13 protein-coding genes, 8 tRNA genes and 3 rRNA genes are annotated in these 16,280 nt (G+C 48.2%); 23 read left to right on the top strand and 1 reads right to left on the bottom strand.

The window, feature by feature from the left end:
* Positions 1-14: 14 nt before the first annotated feature.
* From flgC to EJL91_RS08270, 23 genes are all read left to right on the top strand, one after another.
* A complete protein-coding gene (gene flgC, locus EJL91_RS08380; protein ID WP_125141490.1) occupies positions 15-449 on the top strand; it encodes a flagellar basal body rod protein FlgC in 435 nt (144 codons plus the stop codon).
* A gap of 147 nt (positions 450-596) precedes the next feature.
* Entirely contained in the window at positions 597-1,421 is an 825-nt protein-coding gene (locus EJL91_RS08375) for a flagellar motor protein MotB (protein ID WP_125141489.1), read from the top strand.
* Positions 1,414-2,304: a flagellar motor switch protein FliM gene (locus EJL91_RS08370; protein WP_125141488.1), complete on the top strand. Its 891-nt coding sequence runs from the start codon at positions 1,414-1,416 to the stop codon at positions 2,302-2,304. The genes EJL91_RS08375 and EJL91_RS08370 overlap by 8 nt, the downstream gene beginning before the upstream one ends.
* Before the next feature lie 18 nt (positions 2,305-2,322).
* Positions 2,323-3,276 carry a FliM/FliN family flagellar motor switch protein gene (locus EJL91_RS08365; RefSeq protein WP_164516781.1) on the top strand — a complete coding sequence of 318 codons (954 nt, stop codon included), beginning with the start codon at positions 2,323-2,325 and terminating at the stop codon, positions 3,274-3,276.
* Between the two features lie 2 nt (positions 3,277-3,278).
* Positions 3,279-3,632 (top strand): flagellar biosynthetic protein FliO, encoded by a 354-nt coding sequence (locus EJL91_RS08360; RefSeq protein WP_125141486.1) that lies wholly within the window; start codon positions 3,279-3,281, stop codon positions 3,630-3,632.
* A 57-nt stretch (positions 3,633-3,689) separates the two neighbouring features.
* Positions 3,690-4,493, top strand: coding sequence for a flagellar type III secretion system pore protein FliP (gene fliP / locus EJL91_RS08355; RefSeq protein ID WP_243125282.1), 804 nt, complete (start codon positions 3,690-3,692; stop codon positions 4,491-4,493).
* 37 nt (positions 4,494-4,530) lie between these two features.
* Entirely contained in the window at positions 4,531-4,794 is a 264-nt protein-coding gene (gene fliQ / locus EJL91_RS08350; RefSeq protein WP_125141485.1) for a flagellar biosynthesis protein FliQ, read from the top strand.
* 12 nt (positions 4,795-4,806) lie between these two features.
* Positions 4,807-5,574 carry a flagellar biosynthetic protein FliR gene (locus tag EJL91_RS08345; protein ID WP_125141484.1) on the top strand — a complete coding sequence of 256 codons (768 nt, stop codon included), beginning with the start codon at positions 4,807-4,809 and terminating at the stop codon, positions 5,572-5,574.
* 20 nt (positions 5,575-5,594) lie between these two features.
* On the top strand, positions 5,595-6,665 hold the full coding sequence (flhB, locus tag EJL91_RS08340; RefSeq protein ID WP_125141483.1) for a flagellar biosynthesis protein FlhB: 1,071 nt from the start codon (positions 5,595-5,597) through the stop codon (positions 6,663-6,665).
* Between the two features lie 25 nt (positions 6,666-6,690).
* On the top strand, positions 6,691-7,395 hold the full coding sequence (gene ftsE, locus EJL91_RS08335) for a cell division ATP-binding protein FtsE (protein WP_243125281.1): 705 nt from the start codon (positions 6,691-6,693) through the stop codon (positions 7,393-7,395).
* A complete protein-coding gene (locus EJL91_RS08330; RefSeq protein ID WP_125141482.1) occupies positions 7,385-8,290 on the top strand; it encodes a permease-like cell division protein FtsX in 906 nt (301 codons plus the stop codon). The genes ftsE and EJL91_RS08330 overlap by 11 nt, the downstream gene beginning before the upstream one ends.
* Before the next feature lie 30 nt (positions 8,291-8,320).
* Positions 8,321-9,031 (top strand): lysophospholipid acyltransferase family protein, encoded by a 711-nt coding sequence (locus EJL91_RS08325; RefSeq protein WP_125141481.1) that lies wholly within the window; start codon positions 8,321-8,323, stop codon positions 9,029-9,031.
* 113 nt (positions 9,032-9,144) lie between these two features.
* Positions 9,145-9,232: transfer RNA gene (locus EJL91_RS08320), tRNA-Ser, on the top strand.
* 422 nt (positions 9,233-9,654) lie between these two features.
* Positions 9,655-11,186: ribosomal RNA gene (locus tag EJL91_RS08315) — 16S ribosomal RNA — on the top strand.
* A gap of 90 nt (positions 11,187-11,276) precedes the next feature.
* Positions 11,277-11,394 (top strand): 5S ribosomal RNA (rrf, locus tag EJL91_RS08310).
* A gap of 424 nt (positions 11,395-11,818) precedes the next feature.
* Positions 11,819-14,706: ribosomal RNA gene (locus tag EJL91_RS08305) — 23S ribosomal RNA — on the top strand.
* Together the 16S, 23S and 5S rRNA genes with 8 tRNA genes alongside form the textbook arrangement of a ribosomal RNA operon.
* A gap of 66 nt (positions 14,707-14,772) precedes the next feature.
* A tRNA-Asp gene (locus EJL91_RS08300) sits at positions 14,773-14,846 on the top strand.
* Between the two features lie 16 nt (positions 14,847-14,862).
* Positions 14,863-14,935, top strand: a tRNA-Val gene (locus EJL91_RS08295).
* 16 nt (positions 14,936-14,951) lie between these two features.
* Positions 14,952-15,024 (top strand) — tRNA-Thr (locus EJL91_RS08290).
* 12 nt (positions 15,025-15,036) lie between these two features.
* Positions 15,037-15,118: transfer RNA gene (locus tag EJL91_RS08285), tRNA-Tyr, on the top strand.
* A 58-nt stretch (positions 15,119-15,176) separates the two neighbouring features.
* Positions 15,177-15,250 (top strand) — tRNA-Met (locus tag EJL91_RS08280).
* Positions 15,251-15,403: 153 nt separating this feature from the next.
* Positions 15,404-15,476 (top strand) — tRNA-Phe (locus EJL91_RS08275).
* Positions 15,477-15,494: 18 nt separating this feature from the next.
* Positions 15,495-15,567 (top strand) — tRNA-Lys (locus EJL91_RS08270).
* A gap of 52 nt (positions 15,568-15,619) precedes the next feature.
* Here EJL91_RS08270 and EJL91_RS08265 read toward each other — a convergent pair.
* Positions 15,620-16,099: an Lrp/AsnC family transcriptional regulator gene (locus EJL91_RS08265; RefSeq protein WP_125141480.1), complete on the bottom strand. Its 480-nt coding sequence runs from the start codon at positions 16,097-16,099 to the stop codon at positions 15,620-15,622.
* Positions 16,100-16,280: the final 181 nt, after the last annotated feature.

Genomic DNA, 16,280 nt, shown 5'->3' with positions numbered 1-16,280 from the left:
CCGGGGAGGGTATGATGGCCTTTTTAGATTCACTTAATATTACAGGTTCCGCACTCACTGCGGAGCGTTTCAGAACCGATATTATTCTGCAGAACATCGCCAACCAGAGAACTACCAGGACGGAGGACGGAGGTCCCTACCGCAGAAAACAGGTGGTGTTCAGAGAACAGCAGATGGATTTCAAGTCAGAACTTAACAGAGCGCTCTCTACGTCCGGCGGCGGAGGCGTAATCGCGGAAGAGGTTGTCGAGAGCGAGAATCCGTTTGTGCCGGTATATGATCCGACCCATCCTGACGCTGATGAAGACGGCTACGTAATGATGCCCAATGTCAACAGCGCGGAGGAGATGGTCGATCTGATGGCCGCTACCCGTGCCTACGAGGCTAATATCACCGCCCTCAATATTGCCAAAAGCATGACGCTGAAAGCGCTCGATATTGGGAAATAAAACGGCATGCATTTTTGCATGAAAAATCCCGAGTTTAGCCAACGCGAAACAGCGTTTTCTGCTGTTTCTGTACATTCGTGAAGCAGTAACGATGAAGGTACTGAATAGTTATAGATACAGAGTGACTGACAAAGTGAGGAAATCTCAGTGAAGAGAAAAGAGCGTGGAGAAGAGAATACACAGGAATGGCTGAATACGTATGCGGATATGATCACACTGGTTTTGACGTTCTTTGTTCTCCTCTACAGTATATCTAATGTTAATATCACAAAATTGGAACAGATCGCTAATGCGATGCAGAAGAAGCTGGGGCTGGAGACGAACGTGGAACTGAACGACGTGCCTCCCGACCTAAAGTATCCGTCGATCGGCGAGGATTCGGTGCCGAACGGGATACCGACGGATCAGCCGCTTACCGAGATGCAGAGCATGGCAAGCAGCGTCCAGCAGTACATGGAAGATCAGAATATCCAGGTAAGCGTAACCAGCAGGGCGAACTATATGTATCTGAGATTCAAGAATGACCTTCTGTTTGGCCCGGACAGTTCCGTACTGCTTGACAACAGTAAGTCGGCGCTGGATTACATAGGAACGCTGCTCAGGGAAGACAATGGGGAGATCAGTGCGGTCTATATTAACGGCCACACGGCGGAATCGGCGGGATCGCTAGTGAACGACAGGCTCCTTTCTTCCGAACGGGCGGCCAATGTGGCGGTTTATCTGGAGGAAAAGGCCGGGGTAAATCCCAGGAAGCTGATTACCAGAGGATACGGCAAATATTACCCGATCGCAGACAACACCACAAAAGAAGGCAGGGAGCAGAACCGGCGCGTCGACATGATCATTCTGGGACAGGATTTCCAGATGTCCGATGTGGCTGAAGAAGATGCGGAGATATTTAATCCGGTATCACCCTTTGATGTACCCGGTGCTAAGAATTCAGAACAGGAAGGGGAGAAAGCCAGTGATTAAATCGTACGATTTTAAATCTCCTAAAAAGTTTACAAAAGAGCGCATGAGTACCGTGGAAAATCTGTACGATGGATTTTCACGGTCTCTTGCTACTTATCTTACCGGACTTTTACAGGCGTACTGCGAAGTAAATATTATCAATATAGAAGAAAAAAGGTATCAGGAATACGCGGGACAGATCGAGGATCAGTCCCTGTTTGGCATTATCAGCCTGATGCCGGAGAACAAAGATTATAATGAGGCTCCTCTAATCCTGGAGATTGAACCGTCCCTGGGATTTTTTATGATCGAGCGGCTGCTCGGCGGACCCGGCACGGAATATGAATTCCAGAGAGATTTCACAGACATTGAAAAAGCGATCCTGGAATTTATCCTGAAGAAAATGACGGGACTTGTGGATGACGCCTGGAATGGCTATATTGAAATGCAGGCAACGCTGACCGGTCTGGAGACGAACCCTCATCTGCTGCAGCTCAGCGCTCCGGAAGATGTGTCGGTTATCGTCCAGATAGAGGTGAATGTCAATAACTTATCAACCCGTATGCATCTTGTGATGCCCGCATCCAACGTGGAGGAGCTTACCTCCAAATTCGGCTATAAATTTGCCGTTGGCGTAAGGAAACAGGATCAGGAGAAGAGCCTGGTGCGCCGCACCTCGATTACCCAGCATCTGCTGGACTCGGAGGTGGAGCTGAGGGCGGTTCTGCATGATTTTGAACTGGATGCCCAGGATATTTTAGAGCTTCAGGCGGGGGATGTTATTCCGCTGACCAAACTGATTAACAGTGATGTGGAGCTGTATGTGGAGGATAAGAATTGTTTTCAGGCCAGAATTGGCCACACGAAACTCAGAAAAGCAGTTCAGATCAGTAAGATTTTATAAACAGGGGGGATGGAGCTCATGCCTGAAATCGAAAAAGACGCGGCGTTAGAGATGATGAACGCGATTACCCTGATGATGGGGGATAAATTAAAACAGCTGCTGGGCAGAAAGTCCCGGATTGAATGCAGGGAAGTGCGGCGCATTATACCGGAAGGGCTGGAACTCGAACTTCCGCGCAGCACCGTAGCCGTGGAGGAGGACCGGGCGGCAGGGCAGAAACAGATACGGAACCTCTATATATTTGAGAAAGAGACGGTAAGGCGCATCACCAATTTTATCATGGGTGTCGATGCGGATGCCTATAATCCTCTGGATGAGGTGGCGCTCAGCACGTTTAAAGAGGTGCTGTCCCAGTGCATCCGGATCGAGGAGTCCCAGCTTCAGACGCTCCTAAATGTCCAGCAGACGGGCACGGTCGGAGAGTTGATGATGTCGGAGAGCGCACGGGATATAGAGCAGCGCCTCAAGGACTGGAATAACGGGATTCTTCAGTTTGTCCGTTTTGGGCTGGAAATTGAAGATGTGATGAAGGCGGAGTTTTACAAGATTACAACGGACGGACTCTTTGCATCTATGGAGGATGAAACCAGGGAAGAGAGCCGGGATGTCTCGGGTCAGGAGATTCTGGATAGTCAGGAAAGAAACAGGAAGAAAAGGCCAATTTCAGTGAAGACCGTTTCATTTCCGGAATTTAAGATGGAGGAGACTGAGAACACGGTATCCGATATCGGTGAGGACCGGAAAAAAATCCGCGATATTTCCCTCAATATTTCGGTGCAAATCGGAAGAGCTGTCTGCAAGATGAAGGATATCCTCGATATGCAGGAAGGCCAGGTGCTGATGCTGGACAAACAGGCAGGCGCGCCGGCGGATGTTGTGGTTAACGGGATCCTGATCGGAAGAGGGGACGTGCTGGTCTCCAATGACAATTTTGCCGCCAGAATCACGGAAATTATTGGCAAGAAGGAATAGCTATGACGGCAGTAAAACTCGTTTTATATTTTATAGTAATGATCGCCATCTTATTTTTGGCATATTATACGACCAAATTAGTAGGCAATGGGATAGGAAGGAAACAGGACTCGGGCGGTATCCGTGTATGGGAGCGTACGGCGGTTGCCAGGGACAGTTTCCTTCTTGTCGTGGAAATACAGGGAACATTTATGGTTTTGGGGGTATCCCCCTCGGGAATACAGAAGATTTGTGATCTGGATTCTTATGATCCGGCTAAGAATACAGATGCCGGGAAGACAGCCGCTTCTTCGTTTACTTCGGCGTTTGCAAAGCAGCTAAGGGACCGGCAGAACGGGAAAGGGCCGAATTTGTAACGAGCCAAATAAGGACAAAAGAGTGTAAACTGATATACAGATACAGGAGAGATACGGATGATGGAACAGCAGATAGAGGTGCACAAATTAAAGAAAAAAATGATGGCGGCTGCCGGTCTGATGATCCTGACGGCGGTCTTTGTTTTATCATTTTATCAAACATCCTATGCAGGCGGTTTCTCGATCCAGTATGACAATGGAAACGGCGCCAATTCCCTGGATTCTCTGGATGTGCTGTTCCTTTTCCTGTTCCTTGCGGTGGTTCCGTCTTTTATTATCATGATGACGAGTTTCACAAGGATAATTATTGTGCTCTCATTTCTCCGGAATGCGCTGGGAACACAGCAGTCGCCGCCAAACCAGATTCTGGTCGGGCTGGCGCTGATTCTTACGCTTTTTATCATGACCCCGGTGATCGCAAAGGTGAATACGGAGGCATACCAGCCGTACCGGAGCGGGGAGATAGCCAGGGAGGAGGCCTTTGACCGGGCCCAGGTTCCGGTGAAGGAGTTTATGCTGAAGCAGACGGAGAAGAAAAGTCTCGATCTGTTCATGCAGATTTCCAAAACAGATCCCGTGGTACTGGAAGGTGTTGAAGGACCGGAGCGTTATATGCAGCTTGATCTGATTGTAATTGTGCCGTCCTTTATATTGAGCGAGCTGAACAGGGCCTTTACAATGGGATTTTTGATTTTCCTTCCGTTTTTGATTATTGACCTGGTGGTGGCCAGCACCCTGATGTCAATGGGCATGGTGATGCTGCCGCCGACGATGATAGCGCTGCCGTTTAAGCTGATGCTGTTTGTGCTGGTAGACGGCTGGGATCTGGTAATCAAGACGCTGGTGCAGGGATTCAGATAAAGCGGACGAAACAGCAGTCCGGACGGGAGGTAAGAAGATGACGACATCGGAAGTAATGGAAGTATTAAAACAGGCAATGCTGGTTGCGTTTCAGATGGCCGGACCTCTTTTGCTTGTCAGTATCGTGGTAGGACTTATTGTAGCTATTTTTCAGGCAGCGACGCAGATTCACGAGCAGACCCTGACCTTTGTGCCGAAGCTCATCGTAATTGCTATTGTGCTTCTGGTGACCGGTTCCTGGATGCTGGGTGTTTTTACGGAATTCGTGCAGCACATTTTTTCTCTCATGGCCGGGCTGTAGAGGGTGATGATTATGGATGAAATTCTTGGTTATCTGGATGTCTTTCTCCTTGTATTTGTCAGGATGGGAGCCCTCCTGTGGATGAACCCGATATTTTCAAGAAAAAATGTACCGATGATGGCCAGGGTGGGACTGGTTTTTTCAGTGAGTCTTCTGCTGGCTCCGCTGCAGGATGGGGCGGCAGTGGCGGCGTTGGAACCGCCGGATATGATGTTTGCCATGATCCGGGAACTGGGAATCGGACTCCTGATGGGGATGGTATTCCAGATTTATTACTATATGCTCTATGTGGCCGGTGATTTGATGGATACGGTATTCGGCCTGTCCATGGCAAAAGTGATGGATCCGGTGAGCAGCGTGCAGGCGTCGACCTGGGGGCAGATGCTGAATATGCTGTTTGTGCTCTATTTTTTTGCAACGGGAAGCCATCTGGTCATGATCAAACTCTTTGCCTATTCTTATGAAGTGGTACCGGTGGGCGCTTATATGATTCTGCTACCGCGGGTCACGGCGTATCTGCTCACCCTTTTCCATTCCGTGTTCATTCTGGTGGCAAAACTGGCGCTGCCGTTTGTGGCGGCTGAGTTCATCCTGGAAGCGGCAATGGGGATTCTGATGAAACTGATCCCCCAGATACATGTATTTGTCATCAATCTCCAGACCAAGATTGCGGCCGGCATTCTACTGATGATGTTATTTGCACAGCCTTTGGGCGAATTTATAGATCGTTATGTTGTAAGTCTGATGGAAGATATGCAGAAGGTTCTGACACTGTTCTGATATGAGAGGGGGGATACTGTTTGGCTGCTGACGAGAAGACTGAGAAAGCCACTCCCAAACGGCGGAGGGATGAACGGAAAAAAGGACATATATTTCAGAGCCAGGATATCGTTGCGGTGGTATCGCTCCTGGTTCTTTTTAATGGACTGAGACTGCTGGCTCCTTTTATGTATGAAAATATAAGAAAATGCGTGAGTCTTTTCTTTTCCTATGCAGGAACATCCTATCCGGTCAACCCCGCTAATGTAGGGGACAAGCTTTCTAAGGGGATGCTGCTATTTATCGAGACGATACTTCCGATTGCCGGACTCAGTATCCTGGCTGCAGTTGTTGCGACGGCCGCCCAGACGCGGATGCTGTTCTCTATGGATGCGATTAAATTCAAGGCAAGCAAGATGAACCCAATCCAGGGGATGAAACGGCTGTTTTCTATACGTTCTATGGTGGATTTGCTGAAAGCACTTATTAAGGTTTCGGTTCTGACCTGGATTATTTTTGATGTGCTGAAAAACAGACTCCACGAATTTGCCCGTCTGATGGACGGGAGCGTGGCGGGGGCAATTGCCTATGTCGGTTCCACGATGACGTCGATGGTAAATACCGTAGGCGCGATATTCATTTTCATTGCCGTATTTGATTTTCTCTTTCAATGGTGGGAGTATGAAAAAGATATGCGCATGAGCAAGCAGGATGTGAAGGAAGAGTATAAGCAGACGGAGGGGGATCCGCAGATAAAAGGCATGATCCGCCAGAAACAGAGAGCAATGGCATCCAGAAGAATGATGCAGAAGGTGCCGGAAGCGGATGTGATTATCAGAAACCCAACCCATTTTGCGGTGGCTCTTTCCTATAATACGGATCAGGATCGTGCGCCGCGTGTGGTAGCCAAGGGAGCAGACCGTGTAGCGCTTAAGATTGTTGAGATTGGCGAGGCGAATGGCGTTTATATTATGGAAAACCGGCCGTTGGCCCGCGGACTGTATGAAAATGTGGAACTGGACATGGAAATTCCGGAAGAATTTTACCAGACAGTGGCGGGAATTCTAGCTTTCGTATATAATCTAAAGAAGACGAACGGCGGAAAACACTGACGGATGAGCTGCATACGGGGTATGGATGAAGATGGAAAACAATATGATTGTTTTTGATAAGGTAAGTAAGGTTTACCAGACGGGGCAGAAGGCCTTAAAGCAGGTGAACATGACAATAGAAAAGGGAGAATTTGTATTTCTCCTGGGAGACAGCGGCGCGGGCAAGACGACATTTTTGGATCTGATCCTAAAGGAGACGGAACCGACGGAGGGGGAAATCACGGTAAACGGGATTGTGCTGAGTCAGCTGAAACAAAGGCAGGTATACCGCTACAGACGTTTTCTGGGTGTTGTTTTCCAGGACTTTAAACTGTTTTCCGATTTTAATGTATATGAAAATGTGGCATTTGCCCAGATGGTCAACGAGACGCCGCCGGCGCAGATAAAAGAACAGGTGATGACGGCCCTCACCAGGGTGGGGCTGGAACGGAAGATTAAGAATTATCCGGATCAGTTATCCGGAGGTGAGAAGCAGCGTGTGGCTCTGGCAAGGGCGATTGTGAATAAACCGGCCCTGATCCTGGCCGATGAGCCGACAGGCAACCTGGATCAGAAAAATGCGGCTGAGATCATGTGGCTCCTGGAGAAGATTAATGAGGCCGGTACAACGGTCATAGTAGTGACCCACAACCGGGATATCGTGAAACGGATGCAGAAACGGGAAATTACACTTCAGCACGGCAAGGTGATAATGGACAGCAGACGGGGAGGATATTTCTATGAGCCTTAAGACATTTTCATACCTGTGCAGGCTGGGATTTAAAAACACATGGAGAAATAAGGTATATACGATCGCATCGGTTGTCACGATGACGGTCTGTATCTTTCTGTTCGGTCTTTTTTACCTGGTCGTACTCAATGTCAACACGGCCATCAGGAATACGGAAAAAGACGTGGCGGTGGTGATATTTTTCGATGATAATGTGCCTGTCGGGCGCGTGGACGAAATCGGGGAACTGCTCCGGGAACGCCCGGAAGTGACCAATACGGTCTACACTTCTTCGGAAGAGGCGTGGAATACATTCCGTGACACGTATTACGAAGGCGAAAATCTGCTGGAAGGCGTGTTTGAGGAGGATAATCCGCTGGAACACTCCAATAACTATAAGGTGTTTTTAAAAGATGTGGAGAGCCAGGAGAAATTTGTAGCCTATGTAGGGCAGTTGGACGGGGTCAGAAGTGTCAGGAACTCGGCGGACACGGTAAAGGCGGTACTGAAGATCAAAAATGCCATCTCCACAATTACATTTGGAAGTGTCGTTGTCATTGTACTGATGTCAGTGCTGCTGATCTATAATACGCTGGCTATTGGAATAGCGGCACAGAGGGAGAAGACCCAGGCGATGCTGCTGATGGGAGCCAGGGACATTTTTATTAAAATTCCGTTTATCATTGAAGGACTGATTATGGGAATCGCGGGTATGGTCCTGCCTATTGTACTTTTGTATTTTACATACCGCTGGGGAACAGAATTCGCGGTTACACAGTTTCATCTATTTGGGGAAGGAATACGCCTTTTACCGCTCCGGTCTGTATTTCCGGGAGTCGTGCGCGCCTGCGCGGCCGTGGGAATCCTATCCGGCTGTCTGGGCAGCATGCTTGCCATGGGCAGACTGAAACGGTAAGACGGTGATTAAGACTGACAGGGGGACATCATGAATCGAATCACATATATGGTTTTAAGAAACATTTACAGAGCTCCATGGTGGATGTTTAATATATGGAAGATGGGCCGCAAAAGCGACACTCACACACAGGAGGAACGGTACAACTATCTGAAGGGCGTTGTGGGAAAGGTAAATAAGACCGGCCGTGTCGATGTGACGGGATACGGTGAGGAGAACATCCCGGCTCAGGACGGCTTTATTCTTTTTCCCAATCATCAGGGACTGTTCGACATGCTTGCAATCATAGACACATGCCCGAGGCCTCTCAGCGTTGTCGTTAAGAAAGAGGTTTCCAATGTTTTTCTGGTCAAACAGGTTCTGGAGCTTTTAAAAGGGATTCCGATGGACCGCCAGGATATCCGGGAATCTCTGCGAATTATTAATCAGATGACTGAAGATGTGAAAAATGGCAACAATTATGTTATCTTCCCTGAGGGGACCAGAAGCAGGGAGGGGAATCAGATATTGAAATTCAAAGGCGGAACCTTTAAAAGCGCGTTTAATGCCAGGTGTCCCATTGTACCCGTTGCGCTGATTGACAGCTATAAACCGTTTGGCGTTTCTTCTATTAAGAAGGAAACAGTTCAGGTTCACTATTTGGAGCCGATTCCATATGAACAATATATGGGACTAAAGACGGTAGAAATCGCAGATATAGTGCATGAACGGATACAAAATAAGATTAATGAAAATATATAAAAATATCTGGAAAAACAGGCTTGACAACCCAAATCTTATTTAGTATAATTGACAATGCGCTCGACATGAGCATGTCCAATGCGCAGAACTAAATAGTGTTAAGTAATAACTGCGGAGAAATACTCAAGAGGCCGAAGAGGCGCCCCTGCTAAGGGTGTAGGTCGGGTAACCGGCGCGAGGGTTCAAATCCCTCTTTCTCCGTTTTCTTTTTTGAAAAGAACCTATTGAATATAATGTTTAAATAATTCGAAAAAAGTGTTGACACTGACTGAGAGTTGTGATATGATATTCAAGCTGCTGAAAACGAGCGGCGGTTCAAAAAAAGAAAATTAAAAAAATAAAAAAAGTTGTTGACAAACAAAAACAATTATGGTAAGATATAAAAGTTGCTGCTGAGAACAAACGACAGCGTTCAACAACAAAGAACCTTGAAAACTGAACAGTATGTAAAACCTTGAAAATTCTTAAAGAACAAAGGCTTTTGGTTAAGCCTAGAAGTTCGAGAGAACATTCAGAACAAAACCAAGTAAAAACGTGATACACTTGCGGAGCACGAAAGTGCTACAAAAGCGAACACAAACGGACAAAAATAGCCAAGCGATTTTTGAACGGAATCAAATCTTAAACATGAGAGTTTGATCCTGGCTCAGGATGAACGCTGGCGGCGTGCCTAACACATGCAAGTCGAACGAAGCGATTTAGTGGAAGTTTTCGGATGGAAGCTAAGTTGACTGAGTGGCGGACGGGTGAGTAACGCGTGGGTAACCTGCCTTGTACTGGGGGACAACAGTTAGAAATGACTGCTAATACCGCATAAGCGCACAGCATCACATGATGCGGTGTGAAAAACTCCGGTGGTACAAGATGGACCCGCGTCTGATTAGCTAGTTGGTAGGGTAACGGCCTACCAAGGCGACGATCAGTAGCCGACCTGAGAGGGTGACCGGCCACATTGGGACTGAGACACGGCCCAAACTCCTACGGGAGGCAGCAGTGGGGAATATTGCACAATGGGCGAAAGCCTGATGCAGCGACGCCGCGTGAGTGAAGAAGTATTTCGGTATGTAAAGCTCTATCAGCAGGGAAGAAAATGACGGTACCTGACTAAGAAGCCCCGGCTAACTACGTGCCAGCAGCCGCGGTAATACGTAGGGGGCAAGCGTTATCCGGATTTACTGGGTGTAAAGGGAGCGTAGACGGTACTGTAAGTCTGAAGTGAAAGCCCGCGGCTCAACTGCGGGACTGCTTTGGAAACTATGGAACTAGAGTGTCGGAGAGGTAAGTGGAATTCCTAGTGTAGCGGTGAAATGCGTAGATATTAGGAGGAACACCAGTGGCGAAGTCGACTTACTGGACGATAACTGACGTTGAGGCTCGACAGCGTGGGGAGCAAACCAGCTTAGATACCCTGGTAGTCCACGCCGGAAACGATGAATACTAGGTGTTGGGGAGCAAAGCTCTTCGGTGCCGTCGCAAACGCAGTAAGTATTCCACCTGGGGAGTACGTTCGCAAGAATGAAACTCAAAGGAATTGACGGGGACCCGCACAAGCGGTGGAGCATGTGGTTTAATTCGAAGCAACGCGAAGAACCTTACCAGGTCTTGACATCGATCCGACCGGGGAGTAACGTCCCCTTCCCTTCGGGGCGGAGAAGACAGGTGGTGCATGGTTGTCGTCAGCTCGTGTCGTGAGATGTTGGGTTAAGTCCCGCAACGAGCGCAACCCTTATCCTAAGTAGCCAGCACGTAGAGGTGGGAACTCTTGGGAGACTGCCAGGGATAACCTGGAGGAAGGTGGGGATGACGTCAAATCATCATGCCCCTTATGATCTGGGCTACACACGTGCTACAATGGCGTAAACAAAGAGAAGCGAGACCGCGAGGTGGAGCAAATCTCAGAAATAACGTCTCAGTTCGGACTGCAGGCTGCAACTCGCCTGCACGAAGCTGGAATCGCTAGTAATCGCGAATCAGAATGTCGCGGTGAATACGTTCCCGGGTCTTGTACACACCGCCCGTCACACCATGGGAGTCAGTAACGCCCGAAGTCAGTGACCCAACCGCAAGGAGGGAGCTGCCGAAGGCGGGACCGATAACTGGGGTGAAGTCGTAACAAGGTAGCCGTATCGGAAGGTGCGGCTGGATCACCTCCTTTCTAAGGAAGAAGAAGTAGAGGTTTTATATACTGTTGAGTTTTCGAGGATATCGAATATAATTTAATATCGAAGTCCTGGAAATGAAAATTTCCGGTGGCGATGCGCTCAGGGGTCACACCCGTTCCCATCCCGAACACGATGGTTAAGACCTGAGCGGCCGATGATACTATATTGGTAACGATATGGGAAAGCAGGTGGCTGCCGGATTACTTTTTAAAAACTCACTCGCAAGAGTGTTTTATATAGAACGGACACATCTGAATGGATGAATTTGTAATTTTTAACCAGATGAAAAAGACATCTGTGACGACGATGTGTTAACCCACTCCAGCAGGGTAGTGCTGTTCCATATAACTGGTTTTTACCAGTGATTAGTGAATTTGAGTTCATCGAGTTTGCTAATGACTGATAAACTTCAGTCAAATATGTACCTTGAAAACTGCATATTGAAATAATATCTAGATAAGTATTTCATGGAGCAATTCATGGAAGAAAATCAAGACATCCGAGGTGTTACACGAAAGTGTAACCGAAAAAAACAAACCAAAACGAATTTATTTGTAAACCTAAACCAAAGATTCAACGCTATGAATCTTAGACAAGAACCCGCACCCGCAGGTTTGAGTCAATTGGTTAAGCTAATAAGAGCGCAGGGTGGATGCCTTGGCACTAAGAGCCGATGAAAGACGTGATAAGCTGCGAAAAGCTTCGGGGAGGAGCAAATATCCTTTGATCCGGAGATATCTGAATGGGGAAACCCACTTGAGAAGACCTCAAGTATCCATACGCCAATACATAACGTATGGAAGGGAACCCGCTGAACTGAAACATCTAAGTAGGCGGAGGAAGAGAAAGAAAAATCGATTTCCTGAGTAGCGGCGAGCGAAAGGGAAAGAGCCCAAACCAGAGTGCGTGCACTCTGGGGTTACGGACTGCATACGTGAGCCGATTTGTTAATGGAACGGTCCTGGAAAGACCGGCCAGAGAGGGTGAAAGCCCCGTACATGAAAACAATAGGCAGCAGCAGGATCCAGAGTACCGCGAGACACGTGGAACCTTGCGGGAAGTCGGGGGGACCACCCCCCAAGGCTAAATACTTCTTAGTGACCGATAGCGCATAGTACTGTGAAGGAAAGGTGAAAAGGACCCCGGGAGGGGAGTGAAAGAGAACCTGAAACCCTGTGTTTACAATCTGTGGAATCACGTTAAGGTGCGACCGCGTACTTATTGTAGAACGGTCCGGCGAGTTGCGGATGCTGGCAAGGTTAAGCACTTAAGGTGCGGAGCCGAAGCGAGAGCGAGTCTTAATAGGGCGTCAAGTCAGCATGTGCAGACCCGAAACCGGGTGACCTATCCATGTCCAGGTTGAAGTTTCCGTAAAAGGAAATGGAGGACCGAACGCACATCCGTTGAAAAGGGTGGCGATGAGGTGTGGATAGGGGAGAAATTCCAATCGAACCCGGAGATAGCTGGTTCTCCTCGAAATAGCTTTAGGGCTAGCCTCGTATTAGTTTAGCGGAGGTAGAGCACTGAATTTCCTAGGGGACGTCAAAGTCTACCGAAGAATATCAAACTCCGAATGCCGCATAAATGATGTACGGGAGTCAGACTGCACGAGATAAGTTGGGTAGTCAAAAGGGAAAGAGCCCAGACCTACAGCTAAGGTCCCAAAGTGTGTGTTAAGTGGAAAAGGATGTGGGATTTCAAAGACAACTAGGATGTTGGCTCAGAAGCAGCCACACATTCAAAGAGTGCGTAATAGCTCACTAGTCGAGAGGTCCTGCGCCGAAAATGTCCGGGGCTAAAACACAACACCGAAGCTTAGGAATTGTCGTAAGACAATTGGTAGAGGAGCATTCTTAAAGGAGTGAAGCAGTACCGATAAGGAGCTGTGGACTTTTAAGAAGAGAGAATGCCGGAATGAGTAGCGAGATGGAGGTGGGAATCCTCCAGGCCGAATATCTAAGGTTTCCAGAGTAAAGCTGATCTGCTCTGGGTAAGTCGGGGCCTAAGGCGAGGCTGAGAAGCGTAGTCGATGGACAACAGGTTGAAATTCCTGTACTGCATATCATCAGAACTGTGGGGACACAGAACCGGTGCCAAACCCGGGAATGAAAAGACCGGGGCAAGCGTAGGACTGGTTGAGCTGGCAAATCCGCTCAACAACAGGAGGACGTGACGCGTAGCGAACTATTAGTAGCGAAGTTGGCGTAGGGGCTGTCGAGAAAAGCCGCTATTGTGTGATATGTACCCGTACCGTAAACCGACACAGGTGGATGAGGAGAGAATCCTAAGGCCGGCGGGAGAAGCATTGTTAAGGAACTCGGCAAAATGACCCTGTAACTTCGGGATAAAGGGTGCCCACGAGAGTGGGCCGCAGAGAATAGGCTCAAGCAACTGTTTAGCAAAAACACAGGTCTATGCAAAACCGTAAGGTGAGGTATATGGGCTGACGCCTGCCCGGTGCTGGAAGGTTACGAGGAGAGGTTAGAGCAATCGAAGCTTTGAATCTAAGCCCCAGTAAACGGCGGCCGTAACTATAACGGTCCTAAGGTAGCGAAATTCCTTGTCGGGTAAGTTCCGACCCGCACGAAAGGCGTAATGATTTGAGCGCTGTCTCAACAATGCACCCGGTGAAATTGAAATACCAGTGAAGATGCTGGTTACCTGCGCCAGGACGGAAAGACCCCATGGAGCTTTACTCTAGCTTGATACTGGGATTCGGTATTGCATGTACAGGATAGGTGGGAGACGAAGAAGAGAGGACGCCAGTCTTCTTGGAGTCAATGTTGGGATACCACCCTTGTGATACTGGATTTCTAACCAGCCACCGTGATCCGGTGGTGGGACAATGTCAGGTGGGGAGTTTGACTGGGGCGGTCGCCTCCGAAAGGGGATCGGAGGCGCTCAAAGGTTCCCTCAGAATGGTTGGAAACCATTCAAAGAGTGCAAAGGCATAAGGGAGCTTGACTGCGAGACTGACGGGTCGAGCAGGTACGAAAGTAGGACTTAGTGATCCGGTGGTATGAAAGTGGGATTGCCATCGCTCAACGGATAAAAGCTACCCTGGGGATAACAGGCTTATCACTCCCAAGAGTTCACATCGACGGAGTGGTTTGGCACCTCGATGTCGGCTCATCGCATCCTGGGGCTGAAGTAGGTCCCAAGGGTTGGGCTGTTCGCCCATTAAAGCGGTACGCGAGCTGGGTTCAGAACGTCGTGAGACAGTTCGGTCCCTATCCGGCGCGGGCGTAGGATATTTGAGAGGAGCTGTCCTTAGTACGAGAGGACCGGGATGGACTGACCTCTGGTGTATCTGTTAGGTATCAAACCTATGGCAGAGTAGCCAAGTCGGGACGGGATAAACGCTGAAGGCATCTAAGCGTGAAGCCCCCCTCAAGATGAGATATCCCATCGCAAGAGTAAGACCCCTTGAAGACGACGAGGTAGATAGGGCAGAGGTGGAAGCATGGCAACATGTGCAGCTGACTGTTACTAATCGGTCGAGGGCTTAACCAAAAGGTTAGGTTATGGAAACAAAGTTTAAACGGATGAATTTCAATATGTGGTTTTGAAGGTATATATGGCCCAGTGGCTCAGTTGGTTAGAGCGCCGCCCTGTCACGGCGGAGGTCGTCGGTTCGAGTCCGATCTGGGTCGTTTTTTATAAAGATAAGGGGTCTTAGCTCAGCTGGGAGAGCATCTGCCTTACAAGCAGAGGGTCATAGGTTCGAGCCCTATAGGCCCCATTTCTTCTATAAAAACGCCGATGTGGCTCAATTGGCAGAGCAGCTGATTTGTAATCAGCAGGTTATCGGTTCGAGTCCGATCATCGGCTCTTATATTTTTTGGATGGGTTCCCGAGTGGCCAAAGGGGGCAGACTGTAAATCTGTTGCGACACGCTTCGGTGGTTCGAATCCACCTCCATCCATTAAATAGGTGTTGTATTTTTCACACTTATTGTATATAATAGAATATGTATTAATTAGCGCGGGGTGGAGCAGTCTGGAAGCTCGTCGGGCTCATAACCCGAAGGTCGTAGGTTCAAATCCTGCCCCCGCAATTTTTTTGCAATGAGATGTGCGTAGATAAGCTGCCGAAAACTGGCAAGAGTGTTTGCACTCTTGAACGTTTTTGGCATTTTGTCTATATACGGCGAATGGCGTAAGTGAAGACTAAAAGTCTCAGCTTCACATCAAAGTGCTAAAAAGGACAAGCCCAGATAGCTCAGTTGGTAGAGCAGAGGACTGAAAATCCTCGTGTCGCTGGTTCGATTCCGGCTCTGGGCACTTTGGTTTAATACCAATGGGGTATTAGCTCAGTCGGTAGAGCACTTGACTTTTAATCAAGTTGTCCGGGGTTCGAATCCCCGATGCCTCATGAATGAAATGAAGCGGAAAACCTTGTGGAATGCAGGTTTTCCGCTTTTTTGCTATTTAAGTGTTTTATTTGAAATATCAAGAACAGAGGGCGGCTCCTTCAGTGAAGACAGAACAACGGAAGATTTAGTCTTCATAGCGGGAAACCTGCTTCGGAGTCCGGATAATACGGATTCCAGGGACTGAGTGGAGGCTGTTACAATCTTCAGCAGATACTCATAGTCGCCGCTGACACAGTAGGCCTCCCATATATCCGGTTCCTCTAAAACCGCATCTAAGAAGGGCTGGTTCCCTGCAGCCTGTCTGCCTTGCAAATAGATCTGGCAATAGCATACCAGCTGCTTATCCATGGCCTGTGCATCCAGGATAGCGGTATATCCTTTTATAACGCCCTGTTCCTGAAGCTTCTGCACACGGTTACTCACAGCCGGTGTGGACAGAGAAGTCCTGTTTCCAATTTCGGAAAAAGACATGCGGGCATTCTCCTGTAAAAGTTTAATAATCTTTTGGTCGGTCTGATCGATTTTCTTCATCCCCCTTTTGGCATTTTACATAATTATAGCAAAAGTATGATTTAAACACAATTGAAGCTTGGTTGTAAAAGCAGCACTTTATTTTTTATACGCTGTTATTCACATTTTAACGTTTCAATGAGGAAAAGATTAACATTTTAAAGAGTTGTTGTGGATAAATAGAAGTTCTTTTTAAGTGCCT

The organism is Clostridium transplantifaecale (assembly GCF_900626075.1).
GTDB classification, from domain to species: Bacteria; Bacillota; Clostridia; order Lachnospirales; family Lachnospiraceae; genus Otoolea; species Otoolea transplantifaecalis.
This window is presented reverse-complemented; position numbering and strand designations above follow the sequence as displayed.

What these genes read in the sequence shown, in the direction of transcription:
- flgC (WP_125141490.1), top strand. Translation starts at nt 15, where the DNA reads ATGGCCTTTTTAGATTCACTTAATATTACAGGTTCCGCACTCACTGCG.
- EJL91_RS08365 (WP_164516781.1), top strand. Translation starts at nt 2,323, where the DNA reads ATGCCTGAAATCGAAAAAGACGCGGCGTTAGAGATGATGAACGCGATT.
- EJL91_RS08360 (WP_125141486.1), top strand. Translation starts at nt 3,279, where the DNA reads ATGACGGCAGTAAAACTCGTTTTATATTTTATAGTAATGATCGCCATC.
- fliP (WP_243125282.1), top strand. Translation starts at nt 3,690, where the DNA reads ATGATGGAACAGCAGATAGAGGTGCACAAATTAAAGAAAAAAATGATG.
- fliQ (WP_125141485.1), top strand. Translation starts at nt 4,531, where the DNA reads ATGACGACATCGGAAGTAATGGAAGTATTAAAACAGGCAATGCTGGTT.
- EJL91_RS08345 (WP_125141484.1), top strand. Translation starts at nt 4,807, where the DNA reads ATGGATGAAATTCTTGGTTATCTGGATGTCTTTCTCCTTGTATTTGTC.
- ftsE (WP_243125281.1), top strand. Translation starts at nt 6,691, where the DNA reads ATGAAGATGGAAAACAATATGATTGTTTTTGATAAGGTAAGTAAGGTT.
- EJL91_RS08330 (WP_125141482.1), top strand. Translation starts at nt 7,385, where the DNA reads ATGAGCCTTAAGACATTTTCATACCTGTGCAGGCTGGGATTTAAAAAC.
- EJL91_RS08325 (WP_125141481.1), top strand. Translation starts at nt 8,321, where the DNA reads ATGAATCGAATCACATATATGGTTTTAAGAAACATTTACAGAGCTCCA.
- EJL91_RS08265 (WP_125141480.1), bottom strand. Translation starts at nt 16,099, where the DNA reads ATGAAGAAAATCGATCAGACCGACCAAAAGATTATTAAACTTTTACAG.